Below are 16,178 nucleotides of genomic sequence, written 5' to 3'. Positions count from 1 at the left end.
GGGCGGCGCGGCGGGGGGGCCCCCCCCCCGCCGCGGCGTGCGGGGGGGGGCCGCCGCCGCACGGGGCCGCGGCGCGGGGCGCGTTGTCGGACGAGTTCCGGCAGCGGCCCGACCCGGCGGTGTGGGGCGACGCCGCGCTGAACGGGATGGTCTTCGAGCCGATCGCCGACGAGCGCACGCTGCCGGGGCCCGACCTGGGCGTGGATATCCTCGTCGGCAGCAACCGGGAGGAGAACCGGCTCTACATGGTGCCGACCGGGCGCTTCGACACCATCAGTGAGGGCCGGGTGAAGCGCGGCGCCGAGGCCTTCGGCGCGGACCTCGAGGGGTACCGGGCGAGCCGGCCGGACGCGAGCCCCGGCGAACTCCTCGACGCCATCGTCACCGACTGGTTCTGGCGGATCCCCGCGGTGCGGCTTGCCGAGTCCGTGCCGGGTTCACACGTGTACGAGTTCGCCTGGCGGTCGCCGCAGTTCGGCGGGGCGCTGGGCGCGTGCCACGCACTGGAGCTGGGCTTCGTCTTCGACCACGTCGACGACTCCGACTACGCGGCGCTCGCGGGCGAGCACGCCCCGGCGGACCTGGCCCGCGCGATGCACGGCGCGTGGGTCGCGTTCGCCGCGTCCGGGGACCCGGGCTGGGCCGCGTACGAGCCGGATGGGAATGGGGTCTCCCCTGCTCGAACGAAGTTGAGAGCTTGGGGAAGGGCGACCATGGTGTTCGACGCGGGTGCCTGCCGCGTCGAGACGGACCCGCGGGCGGCCGAGCGGGAGCTGTGGGAGGGCGTGCGCTGAGGGCTGGATCCGTGCCCGGTATGGCGCGATAGTGTGCCCCGGTGACGACGCATTCGAACACTCCCGCAGGTTGGTACCCGGACCCCCAGGGGGCGCCCCAGGCCCTGCGGTGGTGGGACGGTGCCCGATGGACCGAGCACACGCATGCCGGGCAGCCACAGGCACAGGCACAGGCACAGGCCGTCGAAGTGCCGCGTCAGGTGCAGCAGCAGGCGGGCGTCGCGGGGGCCGGGCAGGGCGGCGGCACGCTGTTCACCGAGCCGGTCCTCGTGGTGAACCAGAAGGCCAAGCTGATCGAGCTGACCAACGAGTACAGCGTCATGGATCAGCACGGCAACCCGCTGGGCTCCGTCGTCCAGGTCGGCCAGAGCGCCATGAAGAAGGCGCTGCGCTTCGTCGCCAGCGTCGACCAGTACATGACGCACAGGCTGGAGATCCGTGACGCGTACGGGCAGCCGCAGATGGTGCTCACGCGGCCGGCCAAGTTCATCAAGTCGAAGGTGCTCGTGGAGCGGCCGGACGGTACGCCGGTCGGCGAGATCGTCCAGCAGAACGCCATCGGGAAGATCAACTTCGCGATGAACGCGAACGGTCAGCAGGTCGGTGCGATCAAGGCGGAGAACTGGCGGGCCTGGAACTTCGCGATCGTCGACCACGCGGACAACGAGGTGGCGAGGATTACGAAGACGTGGGAGGGGCTGGCCAAGACGATGTTCACGACTGCGGACAATTATGTCTTGCAGGTGCATTATCGGTTGCCGGAGCCGTTGTTGAGTCTTGTGGTGGCTGCGGCGCTAACTGTGGACACGGCGCTTAAGCAGGACTCCCGTGGGTTCGGGTGACCGGGTGTCGTTGCGGTTCCACGGGGGTGCGGTCGCGGGGCTCTGCCCCGGACCCCGCGCCTCAATCGCCGGCGGGGCTTGATTGACCGGAGCCGCTTGATTGGCCGACGTCGTCGAGTCGGGAAGAGTGGGATGGTCGATCTGCGCGTGATGGGTGTGTGTCAGGAGGACTACGCCGCCCGTTGCCAGGATCGCGCCCACCGCGGCGAGGCTCCAGCCTGCCGCGCCGCCCTGGAGGCGTTCGCCCAGGAGGGCGAGGCCGATGATTGAGGCTGCGAGCGGGTTGGCCAGGGTGACCATGGCCAGGGGGGCGCCGAGGCCGCCCCGGTAGGCGGTCTGGGAGAGCAGGAGGCCGCCTGCCGCGAAGGCCGCGACCAGCAGGGCCACCGCGATCACGCGGATGTCGAGCAGCGGGCCCGTGCGGTCGGTGGCCGCCACCGTCACGGTCTGGGTGAGCGCGGACGCGACGCCCGAGGCGATGCCGGAGGCGGTGGCGTGGCGCAGGCCCGGCTTCGCGCCGCGCCGTGAGAGCACGCCGATGAGCGCCGCCGTCGCTCCCGCCACGGCGAGGGCCTCGGGCAGCGAGAGGGTGTCGTCGGGGGCGGGGCCCGACGCCGTCACGAGGAGTGCGGCGAGGCCCGCGAGCGTGAGCGCCGTGCCCCGCCACTCGCCGGCCGTGACATGCCGACCCGCGACCCGCGCCCCCAGCGGCACCGCCGCCACGAGGGTGAGCGCGCCGAGTGGCTGGACGAGGGTGAGCGGCCCGTACTTGAGCGCGGCGACGTGCAGCAGCGCGGCCGAGGCGTTCAGCCCGACCGACCACCACCAGGCCCCCGTCCCGAGCAGCCGCAGCACGCCCGCACCCGATCCGGCGGCCAGCCGTTCCTGGGCCACGGCCGCGGCGGCGTAGGCGACCGCGGAGACGAGCGAGAGCGCGACGGCGAGAAGTGTGGCGGTCATCGTGCCGCTCCGGTCGTGAGGCGCGCGGTGGAGGGGGAGGGGGAGGTGGACGTAGAGCCGGGAGCGGCGATCACCTCGACCGGGATGTGCGTCGGCGTCGCCGCGGCGAACACATCGGCGGCCGTGAGAGCGTCCGGCGGCGTACGGAACGCGGCCGGAGCCGGGGTCCACGGCGTCGGGGTGCGGCGGGACTCGACCAGGTGCGGCGCGGTCGCGGGCGCCGGCACCGGGAACAGGTGGCGCCAGAAACCGGTCGTGTCGACCGCGCGCGGCAGCCGGATCACCGCGAGCGCGGCGCCGAGCAGCAGCGTTGCCACGATCGTGTCGAGCCAGTAGTGGTTGGCGGTGCCCACGATCACGACGAGCGTGAACAGCGGGTGCAGCAGCCACAGCCAGCGCCACCGGGAGCGGGTCGCGGCGACCAGGCCGATCGCCACCATCAGGGCCCAGCCGAAGTGCAGCGAGGGCATCGCGGCGAACTGGTTGGCCATCGTGTCCGTGGCGGGCTTCGCGGCGTAGACCGACGGGCCGTAGACCTGCGCCGTGTCGACGAGGTGCGTGGCGGCAAGCAGCCGCGGCGGCGCCAGCGGAAACGTCAGGTGCAGCACGAGCGCCGCCGCGGTGAGCGCGGCGAGTACGCGCCGCGTCCACAGGTAGTGGCGCGGGCGGCGCAGGTAGAGGAAGACGAGCAGCGCGATCGTGGCCGGGAAGTGCACGGACGCGTAATAGGTGTTCGCGACGTGCACCAGGGTGTCGCTGCTCAGCAGCACGTCCTGCACCGCGCCCTCGCCGGGCAGGTGCACGGCACGCTCGAAGCTCCACACATGGTCGGCGTTGTGGAAGGCCGGGGCGGTGTGGCCGTTGGCCAGCTGCCGCCCGAGCTTGTAGACGAGGAAAAGTCCCACGACCAGCAAGAGCTCGCGTATCAGGGGTGGCCGGGCGGCGTGCTGCCCCGGTTCCCGCATGTTCCCGTTCATCGATACGCCAGTGTACCGATACGATGGCGTACCGGTACACTGGCGTATCGATAGGCCGGTGTGATCTCATCGACACTGCCGCCGACGAGGAGTGAGGGCCATGACGACGCGAGAGAAGGCCACCGAGGCCGCACCCACCGCCTCGCGCCGCTCGAAGATCAGCCCCGAGCGGGCCCAGGAGTTCTTCGACGTGGTCCTCGATCAGCTGCGGGAGCAGGGGTACGGGGACCTCACCATGGAGGGCGTCGCCGCGCAGGCCTGTTGCAGCAAGTCCACGCTGTACCGGCAGTGGAAGACGAAGCCGCAGCTCGTGGCGGCCGCGCTGCGGGCCGGACGCTGCTCGAAGTTCTTCGCGGCGGACACGGGTACGCTCGCCGGAGACCTCGTGGCGGCCGCGCGCAACGCGGCTTCGCAGGCCAAGCCGGACACCGTGCTCATGCAGGCCCTCGGGCACGCCGCCCTCCAGGACGACGAGCTGAAGGGCGCCCTGCGCGAGGCGCTGATCGAGCCGGAGCTCGCGTCGATCGACGCGATCGTGCAGCGGGCGGTGGCGCGCGGCGAGATCGCCGCGGACCATCCCGCGCTGCCCTACGTGGCCGCGCAGCTCTTCGGAGTCATGCGCAGCCGACCGATCCTGGAGAAGCGCCACGCCGATGCGGAGTATCTGGTCCGCTTCGTCGAGGACGCGCTGATTCCGGGACTCGGCCTGACCCTGGAGGGTCGGGCCCCCTGAACGGGAGGCCGCCGGTCGCAGAGATGACCGACCGGCGGTCTGCCCGCGCCGCACCGTGGGGACGGGGGCGGCGCGCACCCCCGGCCGGGCGGGTTCCTCCTTGAGCGGAGGGGGACCCGCCCGGCCGCATTGGTGCGGAGGCCAGAACCGAGGCCAGAGCTGAGGCCAACTCCAGAGCGGGTGCTCAGGCGGCAGTGGGGCTCAGACGTTTTCGCCCGCGTCGCCGTCGCCGGTGACCGTGGCCTTCTTGACACCCTTGAGGATCTCGTCGATCGCCCCGGCGTCCGGGCCCTTCGCCTTGTCCGCGGCGCTCTGCGGGACGTCCACGCCGGCGCGCAGCACGACGAGCTTGTCGGGGTTGGCGGGCGAGGGGAACGCGGCCGACTCCACCCACGCGTCGACGCCCGACTTCGTCTCGACGCTCCAGCGGACCCGGTAGCCCTTCTGCCCGGCGACCGTGACCGCCTTCGCGAACACCTGCTTGTGGCCGGTGATCCCCTCGTAGGTCTTCCCGCCGTAGGACTCCTTCGCGTTCCCGGCGATGTCCTCCTTCGCAGCGGCCTTCGCCGTCTTCGCGTCGAGCTTGAGGCGCGTCGCCGACGAGGTGGACACGCCGCCCTTCACGCAGACGTCGCCCTTCGAGTTGGGGCAGGCGTACGGGCCGACCGTGACCCCGGCGACACCCGCGCCGTCGGTCCCGGTCCAGTTCTTGATGACCGGGACCGCGACCCCGTTGCTGACGTCGGTGGCGAACCCCTGGTCGAGCGGCGCCTGCGGGGAGGCGCCCGGCCCGTCGGGGTTCGGGCTCTCGCCCTCGCCGCCGTCGGGGGCGCCGGGCCCCTCGGGGGCGGCCTCCTTCGGGCTCTGCGAGCGGGAGTCCGCCTTGTCGCTCTTGCCGTCGTCCCCGTCGCCCGACGTGAGCGCGTAGACACCGGTGCCGATGCCCGCGAGGACCACGACCGCGATCCCCGCGGCGATCGCGATCCGGCCCCGGCCGCGCGACTTCGGCGGCAACTGCCCTGGAGGGCCGGGATGATTCGGGTACGCCGGGTCGGTCCCGGGCGCGGGCGGCTGCGGGGCGAACTGCGCCGGGGGCTGCGAAGGCGCCTGTGGCGCCGGCTGCGGGGTGGTGGCGGCGGTGGCGGGCCGGGTCTGGTCGGTCCAGCGTGCGCCGTCCCACCAGCGTTCGGTGCGCGGGCCGTTGGGTATCTGCCCCGGATCGGAGTACCAGCCTGCGGGAGTCTGCGACGTCATGGACGGAACAGTATGAGGCCCGGCTGAAAAGGGGATGAGAGGGGGCCGTCCCGTGGCCGGGATCGTTACCCGGGCGGCCCGCGGCACCCATCTCCGGCCAAATGGCACCGGCTGCCGCGACGCCCCACGAAGGCGGGGCCCCGCGGACTAGTCTCGTGACCAGTACGTCGATCGCCCCATGTGATCGGCTGCGACCGGACGCCGGGACGACACCCGGGGACGACGACGAGAGGCTGCGGAATGACCCAGGGACGGCTTGCCGACGCCGCGCCCTCTGGCCCTCACCTGTGGGAGAGGGAGTCCGAACTCGACGTCGCGGCGCGCGCGCTCGACGCTCTGTACGGCGGATCCGAGGCCGCGGGCGGCCTCGTCGTCTACAAGGGAGAGGCAGGCATCGGCAAGACCGCGCTGCTCTCCCAGGTGCGCGAGATGGCGGCGGGCCGGGCCACCGTGTGGTCGGCCCGCGGCGGCGAGACCGTCACCTCCGTCCCCTTCAACGTCGTACGCCAACTCCTGCAGCCCGCCCTCGTGGCGCTCACCGAGGAAGAGGCTCGCGAGTACTTCGGTGACTGGTACGACATCGCGGGCCCCGCCCTCGGCATCGCCGAGCCCACCGGACGGCAGGCCGACCCGCAGGGCGTGCGCGACGGCCTCGTCGTCGCGGCATCCCGACTGGCCCGCCTGCACTGGCCGTTGGTGCTGCTCATCGACGACGCGCACTGGGCCGACCTGGAGACCCTGGAGTGGCTCGCCGCGTTCGCCGAGCGCCTCGACGGCCTGCCGGTGTTCGTCGTCGTGGCGCAGCGCGAGGCCGCGGACGGGCGCGCCGCCGCCTGCCTCGACGCGGTGGCCGCCGCCGCCCGCCCCGGCGTCGCCCAGCTGAGCGCCCTCACCCCGGACGCCACCGCGGGCCTGACCCGCGCCACGCTCGGGGCCCAGGCCGACGACCCGTTCTGCCGCGAGGTGTGGGCCGTCACGGGCGGAAACCCGTACGAGACCGTCGAGTTGCTCGCCAAGGTCCAGGACAGTGAGCTGCGGCCCGACGAGCGGGCCGCCGTCGAACTGCGGGCGCTCAACCGCTCCGCCCGCGGCCGCGGCCTGGTCACCCGGCTCGAAGGGCTCGGCACCGACGCGACCCGGTTCGCCTGGGCCGCCGCCATCCTCGGCACCCGCATCGAACCGGGCCTCGCGGCCCTCCTCGCCGGCATGAACCCCGAGCAGGCGGGCCGCTGCGCCGAGAACCTGCGCACCGCCCGCATCCTGACCGACACCGTGTCCCCCGGATCGGGGTACGGCGCCGCGGACACCCTGGAGTTCGTCCACCCGCTGATCGCGTCCGCCGTGTACGACGCGATACCGCCGGCCACCCGCACCGCCATGCACGGCCAGGCCGCATGGGCGGTCACCGCCTCCGGGCACGGCCCCGCCGCGGCCTCCCGGCACCTCCTCGAAGTGCACCCGGACGACGACCCCGAGCTCGTCGAGCAGCTGCGCGCCGCCGCCCGCGAGCACCTCGCCGTCGGTGCCCCCGCGGCGGCCCGGCGCTGCCTGGAGCGCGCCCTCCAGGAACCGCCACTGCCCGAGACCCGGCCGCACGTGCTGTACGAGCTGGGCTGCGCCACGCTGCTCACCTCACCGTCCACCACCGTCGCGCACCTGCGCTCCGCGCTCGACTCCGCCCCCGGGCTCTTCGGCGAGCAGCGCGTCGACGCGGTGTGCCGACTCGCCCAGGCACTCGTCCACGCCAACCGGCTGGACGACGCGCTCGCCGTCCTCGACACCGAGACCGGCCAGTTGGAGGAGGGGCACCATCGGCTGCGCCTGCGGGCCACCCGCCTCTTCTGGCAGTGCATCTACGCCGGCGAGCACGATCCGCAGGACCGTTCCCGCACCCTTGCCGAACTCGCCGGCCGGGTCACCGGGCGCGACAACCCCGAGCGCGTCCTGCTGATCCTGCGCGCCTTCGACATGATGAACCGCGGGGAGAACGCCGAGGAGGTCGCGGAGTACTGCGACCGCTCCCTGGTCAACGGACAACTCGCCCCCGGACTCGGCTGGACCGACCCCGAGTGGGGCTTCGAGATTCTCATCGCGCTCGGCCTGTCGTACCTCTTCTCCGACCGGCTCGACCGCGCCGAGAGCCTGTTCACGGAGAGCATGCGGGCCTACGAGACCGCCGGCTGGAGCGGCGGCCACCTCTCCCTCGCGCACGCCTTCGTCGGATACGTCCACCGCAGGCGCGGCCGGCTCAACGACGCGGAGGCGTTCCTGCGCGAGGCGCTGCGCCTGGCCGACCGGGTGGGCCACGGCCTGCCCATGCACTGGGACGCGGCCGCCATGCTCATCGATACGCTGCTCGCCCGCGGCAAGCCCGACGAAGCGCTCCTGATCGCCGACCGCTACGGCTTCGCCGCGCCCTACCCGGCGATGATCCTGCTGCCCGACGCGCACTCGGTGCGCGGCAGGTTGCTGCTCGCCGTCGGCCGCACCGAAGAGGGCATCAACGAACTGGAGACCGGCGGCAAGGTCGCCCTGGCCCGCGGCGGGCACAACACCATCGTCGCGTCGTGGGCCGGCGATCTGGCCCTCGCCCTCGCCGACACCGACCCGCGGCGCGCCGCCGAACTCGTCACCCAGGCCCGCGTCCAGGCCGAGCGGTTCGGCACGGACACCGCGATCGGCGAGGCGTTGCGGTGCGCCGCGGCGCTGGCCACCGGGCGGGAGCAACTCACCCTCTACGCGAAGGCGGTCACGTACCTCGAAGCGTCGCCCTGCGCGTACGAACACGCTCGGGCGCGCGTCGAGTACGGGATCGCCGCGCGGTCGTTGTCCGAACTCAACCGCGGTCTGCAGTTGGCCCGTTCGTGCGGGGCGGAGGCGTTGACGGCGCGGGCGCGAGAGGTGTTGGAGACGGGTCGGGGGCTGCGCTAGGCCCGGTGGTCCACAGCGTGGCCTGCGGTGTGGTCTACAGCCCGAACGGGCCGAGGATCTGGTCGAGTTCGGCGTCGAGGCGGTCCTGGACCTCGCGGTCGTACGTGTCCGCGTGCGCGAGCGTCGGCTGCTCGCCGTCGAAGAACCCGGCGGTGGCCTCGCCGCCCAACTCGCCCACGGCCAGGGCCAGTACACCGGCCGCGCCGTCCTCGACGGTGTTCAGCGGGCCGACCCCGGCCTCCCGGACCATCGCCGTGTCCATGTACGTCGCCGGGTGGATGACGTTGACGTGCGTACCCGTGCCGGAAAGGTCGCGGGCGAGGGCGAAGGTGTGGGCGGCGAGGGCGAACTTGGCGCGGCAGTACGCCTCGGTGCCGCTGTAGTCGGTGCCCAAATCGAGGTCGTCGAAGTTCAGCGGGGACTGGCCGAGGGAGCCGCAATTCACCACGCGGGAAGGCGAGTTGGCCCGGAGGGTGGGCAGCAGGGCGCGGGTGAGGGCGACCGGGGCGAGCAGGTCGACGGCGAACCGCAGCTCGTGCCCGTCGGCGCTCAGCTCGCGGCCCGAGCCGGGGGGCCCGGTGCCGACGCCTGCGTTGTTGACGAGCACGTCGAGCTCCGGGTGGGCGGCGGCGACGCGGGCGCCGAGGTCGCGGACCTGCGCCAGGGAGGCGAGGTCGGCGACGAACCCCTCGGCGCGGCCGCCGGTGGCCCGCAGCTCCTCGACGACGGCGTCCGTACGTTTCTCGTCGCGGCCGTGGGCCAGCACGACGTGCCCGCCGCGCACGAGCTCGAAGGCGAGGTACCGGCCGAGGCCGGAGGTGGCACCGGTGATCAGGAGTGTGGCCATGCGTCCAGGCTAGGGGCCGGGCGGTGGGTTGTGCGTGGCCCCCCTGGACGTAGGCCTGTCGGGTGGGTCAGGAGGGGGCTACGCCAGGCCCTCCTCGGCGAGTACGCGCTGGGCGACGCCGAACGCGGAGTTGGCGGCGGGCACGCCCACGTACACGGCGCACTGCTGCACCACCGCGCCGATCTCGTCCGGGGTGAGGCCGTTGCGCAGGGCCGCGCGGACGTGCATGGCGAACTCGTCGAGGTGGCCGTGGGCGACAAGCGCGGTCATCGTGATCATGCTGCGCTCGCGGCGGCCGAGGGTCGGGTCGGTCCAGATCTCGCCCCACGCGTAGCGCGAGATGAAGTCCTGGAAGCGGGCCGTGAACGGCGTCTGCTTTGCCTGTGCCCGGTCGACGTGTGCGTCCCCGAGCACCTCGCGGCGCACCTCCATGCCGCGCTTCGCGGCCTGCCCGAGGTGGGTGCGCAGCGCCCCGAGGACGGCTTCCGGCCGCTCGGCGGGGGCGAGATGGGAGGCGCCCGACAGCTCGACCAGCTCGGAGTTCGGTACGGCGTCGGCGATCTCGCGCAGGTGGGCGGGGGGTGTGGCGGGATCCTCGCGGCCGGCGATCAGGAGGGTGGGCACGGTGATCTCGGGGAGCCGGTCCCTCAGGTCGAACGCGGCGAGGGCGTCGCAGCAGGCGGCGTAGGCCGCGGGGTCGGCGTCCCGGTTGTCCTGCACGAGGCGTTCCACGCGGAAGCCGGGGGTGAACCAGCGGGAGGGCGCGGTCTCGGCCACGCCCGCCGTGCCCTCCGCGCGGACGAGGGCGGCCCGCTCCTCCCAGTTCTTGGCGCCGCCGAAGTGGGCGGAGGAGCAGATGACCGTGAGGCTGGTGAGGCGTTCCGGGTGGTGCACGGCGAGGTGCAGGCCGACGGCGCCGCCGAGGGAGACGCCCGCGTAGGCGAAGCGGTCGATGCCGAGGTTGTCGGCGAGCGCGAGGACGAGGTCGGCCAGGTCGCCGACGGTGGCGCCGGGCTTGATCAGGCCGGCGTCCGATCCGCCGTGGCCGGGGAGGTCCCACCGTACGACGCGGTGGGCGGTGGACAGTTCGGGTGCGACACGGTCCCACAGGGCGAGGCTCGTCCCGAGGGAGGGCCCGAGGATCAGCGGGGGAGCGGTGGGCGATCCCGCGGCGTGGTGGTTCAGGTTCGTACGCATGAGTGTGCTCCCGGTGGGTCGGGGTTCGACTTGGGCTGGCGGTGTCACGGTCGTCGTCGGGCGCGGCCTACCGGTGGTTGGGCGCGCGGTTCCCCGCGCCCCTGAGGGTGGCGGGGCTGTGGTCGTTGTCGGCTACGGGTTACCCGTGGCTGGGCGCGCAGTTCCCCGCGCCCCTGGGGAGGCGGGGGTCTGGTCGTTGTCGGGTGAAGCTCACCCGTGGCTGGGCGCGCAGTTCCCCGCGCCCCTGGGGAGGCGGGGGTGTGGTTGTCGTCGGGTGCGGCCCACCCGTGGTTGCGGGATCTCGGCAGAGGTGGTGCGGTGCGGCGTGCCAAATCAAGCCCCTGCGGCGATTGAGCAGCGGGGTCCGGGGCGGAGCCCCGTGGCCGCAACTCCGCCTCCGCCGCGCGCGCCCGCAGGGATTTCGGGAAGGGGCGGGGTGGGGCAATGTCATTGACGCGCGAGCGCCCGATCCACCAGCATCCCCGCCGCCCCGACGTACCGCGACGGATCCGTCAGCTCGGACACGTTCACACCGGTCTCCTTGAGGGACGACTCCGTCGCCAGGACGTCGGCCAGAGAGCGGCCCTCCGACCGGGCCCGCCGCGAGGCGGACGCCAAGAGCTCCTTCGCCGCCCCCCGCCCGAGCACCCCGCCCAGCTCCACCGACAACCGCTCCGACACGATCGCCCCACCAGTCGCCGCCAGATGCGCGTGCATGACGTCCACGCGGACCACAAGCCCGGATACCAGCTCCGAGACATCCCGCGCCGCCCCACCCACCACGCGCAACAACTCACGCACCGTGGTCCATTCGGCGTGCCACGCCCCCGCGGGACGCTCGTCCTCCGCCGACATCGAGGCGTACAGCGTCGCGGCGAGCGCGGGAACCCGCCGGGCCGCCGCGGCGACGAGCGTGGAGCGGACCGGGTTGGCCTTGTGCGGCATCGCGGAGGACCCCCCGCCCGTGCCCTCGGCCAGTTCACCGATCTCCGTACGGGAAAGCACCAGCACATCTGCCGCGATCTTGCCGAGCGCACCCGCCGTGAAGGCCAGCACCCCCGCCAGATCCGCCACCGGCGTCCGCAGCACGTGCCACGGCAAATCCGCCTCAACCAGGCCGAGTTCACGCGCGTACGCCGCGACCAAGGCGACCGGGTCCCCGGCCCCGTACGCCCCGAACGCCGCCAACGTACCCGCCGCACCACCCAGTTGAACCGGCAGCGCCACCCGCACACCCCGCACGCGATCCCGCGCATCGAGCACCAGCGAGCGCCACCCCGCCGCCTTGAGGCCGAACGTCGTCGGCACGGCATGCTGCGTGAGCGTACGGCCGGGCATCACCGTGTCCCGGTGCTCCCGCGCCAGACCCGCCAACACGCCCTCTGCGTCTGCGAGTTCGTCAAGCAGCACATCCAGCGTCCGCGCGGCGACCAGCATCAACGCCGAGTCCAGGATGTCCTGGCTCGTCGCACCCCGATGCACGTAGGGGGAGTGTTCGGCGGGCACCGAGGACGTGAGATCCGCGACCAGCGGGATCACCGGATTGCCGCCCCCGCGCGCGCGGCGCGCGAGGTCCCGCACGTCGAACCGCTCGGCGACGGCGGCCGCGGTGACGGCCTCGCCGGCACCGGAGGGCGCGAGGCCGAGCGAGCACTGGGCCCGCGTCAGGCCCGCCTCCGCGTCCAACAGAGCCTGCAGAAAAGCCTCTTCGGAGGTGGTGCGCTCGGTGGGCGCACCCTCGCTGCCGGGGTCGAACAACGTCACATGAACTCCAGGAAGACCGTCTCGCCCTCGCCCTGAAGGCGGATGTCGAAACGGTACGTGCCATCCGCCTGCCGCCGCGCGACCAGCGTGTCACGGCGCGCGGCGTCGACCTGCGCCAGCACGGGGTCCCCGGCCAGTACCTCTTCGGAGGAATCGGCGAAGTAGATCCGCGTGTAGAGGTGGTTGAGCAGGCCGCGGGAGAAGATCACCACGGCGAGGTACGGCGCCGACCCGCCGCGCGCCCCCGGGCGCAGCGTGCGCACCGCCCAGTGCCCGTTCGCGTCGGTCTCGATGCGGCCCCAGCCGGTGAACTCCACGCCGTTGCGGCCCAGGTACCCGCCGGTGAACGGCTGGCGGCGCATCGAGCCGTCGACGGTGGAGGCGTTGCCCTCGGGGTCGGCGCCCCAGATCTCGACGAACGCGTCGGGGACGGGGGTGCCGTTGCCGTCGTACACGTACCCGTGCACGGCGACCGTGTCCGGGTGGCCGACCGGCGCGATGTCACCGCCGCCCTCGAAGGGCAGCGCGTAGCCGTACCAGGGGCCGACCGTGTGCGAGGGCGTGGGAAGGACGGACTCGGGGTAGTTGATGTCGATCTTCGTCATGGCTGGTCAGCGTCCCTCTTCCATCCAGGTGGCGTGCGGGCCGTCGAGGACGATGTCCCACTGGTAGCCCATCGAGAACTCCGGAACCGACTTCTCGTGCACGTACGTGGCGATCAGCCGCTGCCGCGCCGCGTCGTCGGTCACCGACTGGAGGATCGGGTCGTACGGGAACAGCGGGTCGTTCGGGAAGTACATCTGCGTCACCAGGCGCTGGGTGAACGCCGAGCCGAAGACGGAGAAGTGGATGTGCGCGGGGCGCCAGGCGTTGGTGTGCTGGGCCCACGGGTACGGGCCCGGCTGGATGGTCGTGAACTTGTACCAGCCGTCGTCGTCCGTCAGCGCCCGGCCGACGCCCGTGAAGTTCGGGTCGAGCGGCGCGTCGTGCACCTCGATCTTGTGCGCGTAGCGGCCGGCCGAGTTCGCCTGCCACAGTTCGATCAACTGACCACGCAGTGGCCTCCCGTCGCGGTCGACCAGGCGGCCCTCCACGGTGATGCGCTCGCCGATCGGCTTGCCGGGGTGCTGGATCGTCAGATCGTTGTCGATCTTCGTGATGTCGCGCTCGCCGAAGGCGGGTGCGGTGAGCTCGATCAGCTCCGGGTCCTTGGAGACGTCGATGTTGATCGGCGGCTGCTTGGGGTGCCGGAGGGCGGAGGAGCGGTACGGGGCGTAGTCGCGCCGCGGGTGGTGTTCGATGGGTGCGCCCTCGGCGAGGCCCTTGTAATAGGCCTCGCGCTTGGCCGCGATCTCCGCGTCGATGTCGTGCTGGGTGAGAGCCATGGGGGCGGGACCTTCCTGACCTTCCTGAGGTCTCTAACGTTCCAGGACGAGGGCGGAGCCCTGGCCCACTCCGATGCAGAGCGTGGCGACGCCGACGATGTAGACGTCCTTGACGTTCCGGCTCACTTGGCTGCCTCCGGGACGCGTACCTTCGCGGCGGTCTTCTCGACGACTTCCCCGGCGCTCACGCCGGGCGCCAACTCGACGAGTTCCAGGCCGCTTTCGGTCACGTCGAGCACGGCGAGGTCCGTGATGATCCGGTCGACGCAGCCCTTGCCGGTGAGTGGCAGCGAGCACTCCTGGACGATCTTCGGGGAGCCGTCCTTCGCGGTGTGCGTCATGGTGACCAGGACGGTACGGGCGCCGTGTACGAGGTCCATGGCGCCGCCGATACCGGTGATCATCTTGCCGGGGACGGCCCAGTTGGCGAGGTCGCCGTTCGCGGAGACCTGCATGGCGCCGAGCACGGCGACGTCGATGTGGCCGCCGCGGATCATCCCGAAGGAGAGCGCGGAATCGAAGAACGAGGCGCCGGGCAGGACGGTGACCGTCTCCTTGCCCGCGTTGATCAGGTCCGGGTCGACGGCGTCGTCGCTCGGGTACGGGCCGGTGCCCAGGATCCCGTTCTCGGACTCCAGGATCACCTCGACGTCGCCGCCGAGGTAGTTGGGGATCAGGGTCGGCAGGCCGATGCCGAGGTTCACGTACTGGCCGTCGCGCAGTTCGCGGGCGGCGCGGGCGGCCATTTCTTCACGGGTCCATGCCATGGCTAGTTGCTCACCGTCCCTCGTGCCGGAGGCGCGGAAATCGTGCGCCGCTCGATTCCCTTGTCGGCGGCCTGCTCGGGGGTGAGTGCGATGACGCGCTGCACGAAGATGCCCGGCAGGTGGACCTGGTCCGGCTCGGTCTCGCCCGGCTCCACCAGCTCCTCCACCTCGGCGATCGTGATCTTTCCGGCCTGTGCGGCAAGGGGGTTGAAGTTCTGCGTGGACTTGTTGAAGACCAGGTTGCCGTGCCGGTCGCCCTTCGCGGCCCGCACGAGCGCGAAGTCGGTGCGGATGCCGCGCTCCAGGACGTACTCGACGCCGTCGAACTCGCGGACCTCCTTGGGCGGTGAGGCCTTGGCGACCCCGCCGTTGCCGTCGTAGCGCCAGGGCAGGCCGCCGTCGGCGACCTGGGTGCCGACGCCGGCCGGGGTGTAGAACGCGGGGATGCCGGCGCCGCCGGAGCGCAGCCGCTCGGCGAGCGTGCCCTGCGGGATCATCTCGACCTCGATCTCGCCGCCCAGGTACTGCCGGGCGAACTCCTTGTTCCCGCCGATGTACGAGCCCGTGACGCGGACGATCCGCCCGGCGCTCAGCAGGACGGCGAGGCCGGAGTCCAGGGCGCCGCAGTTGTTCGACACCACCGACAGGTTCCCGGTGCCCTGCTCGTGCAGCGCCTTGATCAACGTGTTCGGTACGCCGCTCAAGCCGAACCCGCCGACCGCGAGGGACGAACCGTCCCCGACGTCGGCGACGGCCTGGGCGGCCGTGGCGACAACCTTGTCCATCCCTGCCAGCCCTCATCTCCGCGAAGTGCTCATGAAGTGCTCAGCGCACTGAGCATTTTCTGGATGGCGCTCACGTTGCCACTGGGTGTGTGAACCGTCAAGAGTTCCCCGGGAAATGCGTGTATGGACTCGACAAGGGGATGCGGGGTGCCGGATCCTTGCTCAGTGCACGGCCGTTTTCAGCGGCGCAACGATTGCAGACGGAGGACCGCCATGGCCGCGGTGGATCTGACCACCCATCCCGGGCATCTCGCCCGGCGGCTCCAGCAGGCGCACTATCTGCTGTGGAACACGATGGTCTCCGAGGAGATCACGTCGCCGCAGTTCGCGGTCCTCAACGCGTTGGTGGCCGAGCCGGGCCTGGATCAGCGCACCGTGGGGGAGCGGGTGGGGCTCGACCGCTCCACCATCGCCGAGGTGGTCACGCGGCTGACCCGGCGGGAGCTGGTCGACAAGGTGCGTGACCCGCAGGACGGGCGGCGCTGGCTGCTGCGGCTCACGCCCGGGGGGCTGCGCACGCACAAGAAGCTGGCCGTGCGGACGGCCCGCATGAACCAGATCTTCCTGGCGCCGCTCGATGCGGAGGAGCGGGGGGTGTTCTTCGACGTGATCCAGCGGGTGTGCGACGCGACGGAGGGCCTCCGGCATGCGGGTGAGGCGGTTCCGGCGGAGGCGTGAACCCCCCGCCGACGTTGCGCCCACGGGGCTCCGCCCCGGACCCCGCTGCTCAATCGCCGCAGGGGCTTGAATTGGCTCACCCGTCGGCGGGGCTTGAATGCGCCTCAATCGCCGGCGGGGCTAAAGGCCTGCTCAATCGCCGCAGGGGTTTGAAAACCAGATCCCGCCGCCGGCCAATGCACACAGGCCCGCACAATCAAGCCCCTGCGGCGATTGAGCAGCGGGGTCCGGGGCAGAGCCCCGATCTTTCCAGCCCCGCCGGCG

The 16,178-nt window shown here is 72.3% G+C and carries 14 protein-coding genes and 1 pseudogene; 5 read left to right on the top strand and 10 right to left on the bottom strand.

Annotated elements, in window-relative coordinates:
• The first annotated feature begins 83 nt into the window (after window positions 1-83).
• Both ABT004_RS32500 and ABT004_RS32495 read left to right on the top strand, forming a co-directional pair.
• A complete protein-coding gene (locus ABT004_RS32500; protein ID WP_351344003.1) occupies window positions 84-794 on the top strand; it encodes a carboxylesterase/lipase family protein in 711 nt (236 codons plus the stop codon).
• Window positions 795-835: 41 nt separating this feature from the next.
• On the top strand, window positions 836-1,636 hold the full coding sequence (locus tag ABT004_RS32495) for an LURP-one-related family protein (RefSeq protein WP_351344000.1): 801 nt from the start codon (window positions 836-838) through the stop codon (window positions 1,634-1,636).
• On the opposite strand, the gene ABT004_RS32490 is transcribed toward ABT004_RS32495, so the two are convergent.
• Together ABT004_RS32490 and ABT004_RS32485 are read right to left on the bottom strand one after the other, a co-directional pair.
• Window positions 1,589-2,596 (bottom strand): DMT family protein, encoded by a 1,008-nt coding sequence (locus ABT004_RS32490; protein WP_351343997.1) that lies wholly within the window; start codon window positions 2,594-2,596, stop codon window positions 1,589-1,591. The two genes, ABT004_RS32495 and ABT004_RS32490, sit on opposite strands and share 48 nt — an antisense overlap.
• Window positions 2,597-2,778: 182 nt before the next feature.
• Window positions 2,779-3,573 (bottom strand): annotated as a pseudogene (locus ABT004_RS32485) (phosphatase PAP2 family protein); the annotation flags it as partial.
• 100 nt (window positions 3,574-3,673) lie between these two features.
• Between ABT004_RS32485 and ABT004_RS32480 the strand changes: the two are divergent.
• A complete protein-coding gene (locus tag ABT004_RS32480) occupies window positions 3,674-4,306 on the top strand; it encodes a TetR/AcrR family transcriptional regulator (RefSeq protein WP_351343994.1) in 633 nt (210 codons plus the stop codon).
• A 201-nt stretch (window positions 4,307-4,507) separates the two neighbouring features.
• On the opposite strand, the gene ABT004_RS32475 is transcribed toward ABT004_RS32480, so the two are convergent.
• The gene (locus ABT004_RS32475) at window positions 4,508-5,560 is read right to left on the bottom strand and encodes a DUF2510 domain-containing protein (RefSeq protein ID WP_351343992.1); all 1,053 of its coding nucleotides are present in this window, start codon (window positions 5,558-5,560) and stop codon (window positions 4,508-4,510) included.
• Between the two features lie 240 nt (window positions 5,561-5,800).
• Between ABT004_RS32475 and ABT004_RS32470 the strand changes: the two genes are divergently transcribed.
• On the top strand, window positions 5,801-8,491 hold the full coding sequence (locus ABT004_RS32470) for an ATP-binding protein (protein WP_351343989.1): 2,691 nt from the start codon (window positions 5,801-5,803) through the stop codon (window positions 8,489-8,491).
• Window positions 8,492-8,525: 34 nt separating this feature from the next.
• Here ABT004_RS32470 and ABT004_RS32465 read toward each other — a convergent pair whose 3' ends face one another.
• From ABT004_RS32465 to ABT004_RS32435, 7 genes are all read right to left on the bottom strand, one after another.
• Window positions 8,526-9,338 (bottom strand): SDR family NAD(P)-dependent oxidoreductase, encoded by an 813-nt coding sequence (locus ABT004_RS32465; protein ID WP_351343986.1) that lies wholly within the window; start codon window positions 9,336-9,338, stop codon window positions 8,526-8,528.
• A gap of 78 nt (window positions 9,339-9,416) precedes the next feature.
• Entirely contained in the window at window positions 9,417-10,535 is a 1,119-nt protein-coding gene (gene pcaDC / locus ABT004_RS32460; RefSeq protein ID WP_351343983.1) for a bifunctional 3-oxoadipate enol-lactonase/4-carboxymuconolactone decarboxylase PcaDC, read from the bottom strand.
• A gap of 447 nt (window positions 10,536-10,982) precedes the next feature.
• Window positions 10,983-12,299, bottom strand: coding sequence for a 3-carboxy-cis,cis-muconate cycloisomerase (gene pcaB / locus ABT004_RS32455; protein ID WP_351343980.1), 1,317 nt, complete (start codon window positions 12,297-12,299; stop codon window positions 10,983-10,985).
• Window positions 12,296-12,904 (bottom strand): protocatechuate 3,4-dioxygenase subunit alpha, encoded by a 609-nt coding sequence (pcaG, locus tag ABT004_RS32450; RefSeq protein ID WP_351343977.1) that lies wholly within the window; start codon window positions 12,902-12,904, stop codon window positions 12,296-12,298. The genes pcaB and pcaG overlap by 4 nt, the downstream gene beginning before the upstream one ends.
• A gap of 6 nt (window positions 12,905-12,910) precedes the next feature.
• The gene (gene pcaH, locus ABT004_RS32445) at window positions 12,911-13,684 is read right to left on the bottom strand and encodes a protocatechuate 3,4-dioxygenase subunit beta (RefSeq protein ID WP_351343974.1); all 774 of its coding nucleotides are present in this window, start codon (window positions 13,682-13,684) and stop codon (window positions 12,911-12,913) included.
• A 122-nt stretch (window positions 13,685-13,806) separates the two neighbouring features.
• On the bottom strand, window positions 13,807-14,451 hold the full coding sequence (locus ABT004_RS32440; protein ID WP_351343971.1) for a CoA transferase subunit B: 645 nt from the start codon (window positions 14,449-14,451) through the stop codon (window positions 13,807-13,809).
• 2 nt (window positions 14,452-14,453) lie between these two features.
• Window positions 14,454-15,236, bottom strand: a complete 783-nt coding sequence (locus ABT004_RS32435) for a CoA transferase subunit A (protein WP_351343968.1) — start codon at window positions 15,234-15,236, stop codon at window positions 14,454-14,456.
• A 213-nt stretch (window positions 15,237-15,449) separates the two neighbouring features.
• Between ABT004_RS32435 and ABT004_RS32430 the strand changes: the two genes are divergently transcribed.
• A complete protein-coding gene (locus ABT004_RS32430; RefSeq protein WP_351343965.1) occupies window positions 15,450-15,914 on the top strand; it encodes a MarR family winged helix-turn-helix transcriptional regulator in 465 nt (154 codons plus the stop codon).
• Window positions 15,915-16,178: the final 264 nt, after the last annotated feature.

Source organism: Streptomyces sp. NPDC002790 (assembly GCF_040295505.1).
Lineage (GTDB): Bacteria > Actinomycetota > Actinomycetes > Streptomycetales > Streptomycetaceae > Streptomyces.
This window is presented reverse-complemented; position numbering and strand designations above follow the sequence as displayed.

Bases quoted from the DNA above. Each gene is read 5' to 3' on its own strand.
- ABT004_RS32490 (WP_351343997.1), bottom strand. From the start codon at position 2,596: ATGACCGCCACACTTCTCGCCGTCGCGCTCTCGCTCGTCTCCGCGGTC.
- ABT004_RS32480 (WP_351343994.1), top strand. From the start codon at position 3,674: ATGACGACGCGAGAGAAGGCCACCGAGGCCGCACCCACCGCCTCGCGC.
- ABT004_RS32475 (WP_351343992.1), bottom strand. From the start codon at position 5,560: ATGACGTCGCAGACTCCCGCAGGCTGGTACTCCGATCCGGGGCAGATA.
- ABT004_RS32470 (WP_351343989.1), top strand. From the start codon at position 5,801: ATGACCCAGGGACGGCTTGCCGACGCCGCGCCCTCTGGCCCTCACCTG.
- ABT004_RS32465 (WP_351343986.1), bottom strand. From the start codon at position 9,338: ATGGCCACACTCCTGATCACCGGTGCCACCTCCGGCCTCGGCCGGTAC.
- pcaDC (WP_351343983.1), bottom strand. From the start codon at position 10,535: ATGCGTACGAACCTGAACCACCACGCCGCGGGATCGCCCACCGCTCCC.
- pcaG (WP_351343977.1), bottom strand. From the start codon at position 12,904: ATGACGAAGATCGACATCAACTACCCCGAGTCCGTCCTTCCCACGCCC.
- pcaH (WP_351343974.1), bottom strand. From the start codon at position 13,684: ATGGCTCTCACCCAGCACGACATCGACGCGGAGATCGCGGCCAAGCGC.
- ABT004_RS32440 (WP_351343971.1), bottom strand. From the start codon at position 14,451: ATGGCATGGACCCGTGAAGAAATGGCCGCCCGCGCCGCCCGCGAACTG.
- ABT004_RS32435 (WP_351343968.1), bottom strand. From the start codon at position 15,236: ATGGACAAGGTTGTCGCCACGGCCGCCCAGGCCGTCGCCGACGTCGGG.
- ABT004_RS32430 (WP_351343965.1), top strand. From the start codon at position 15,450: ATGGCCGCGGTGGATCTGACCACCCATCCCGGGCATCTCGCCCGGCGG.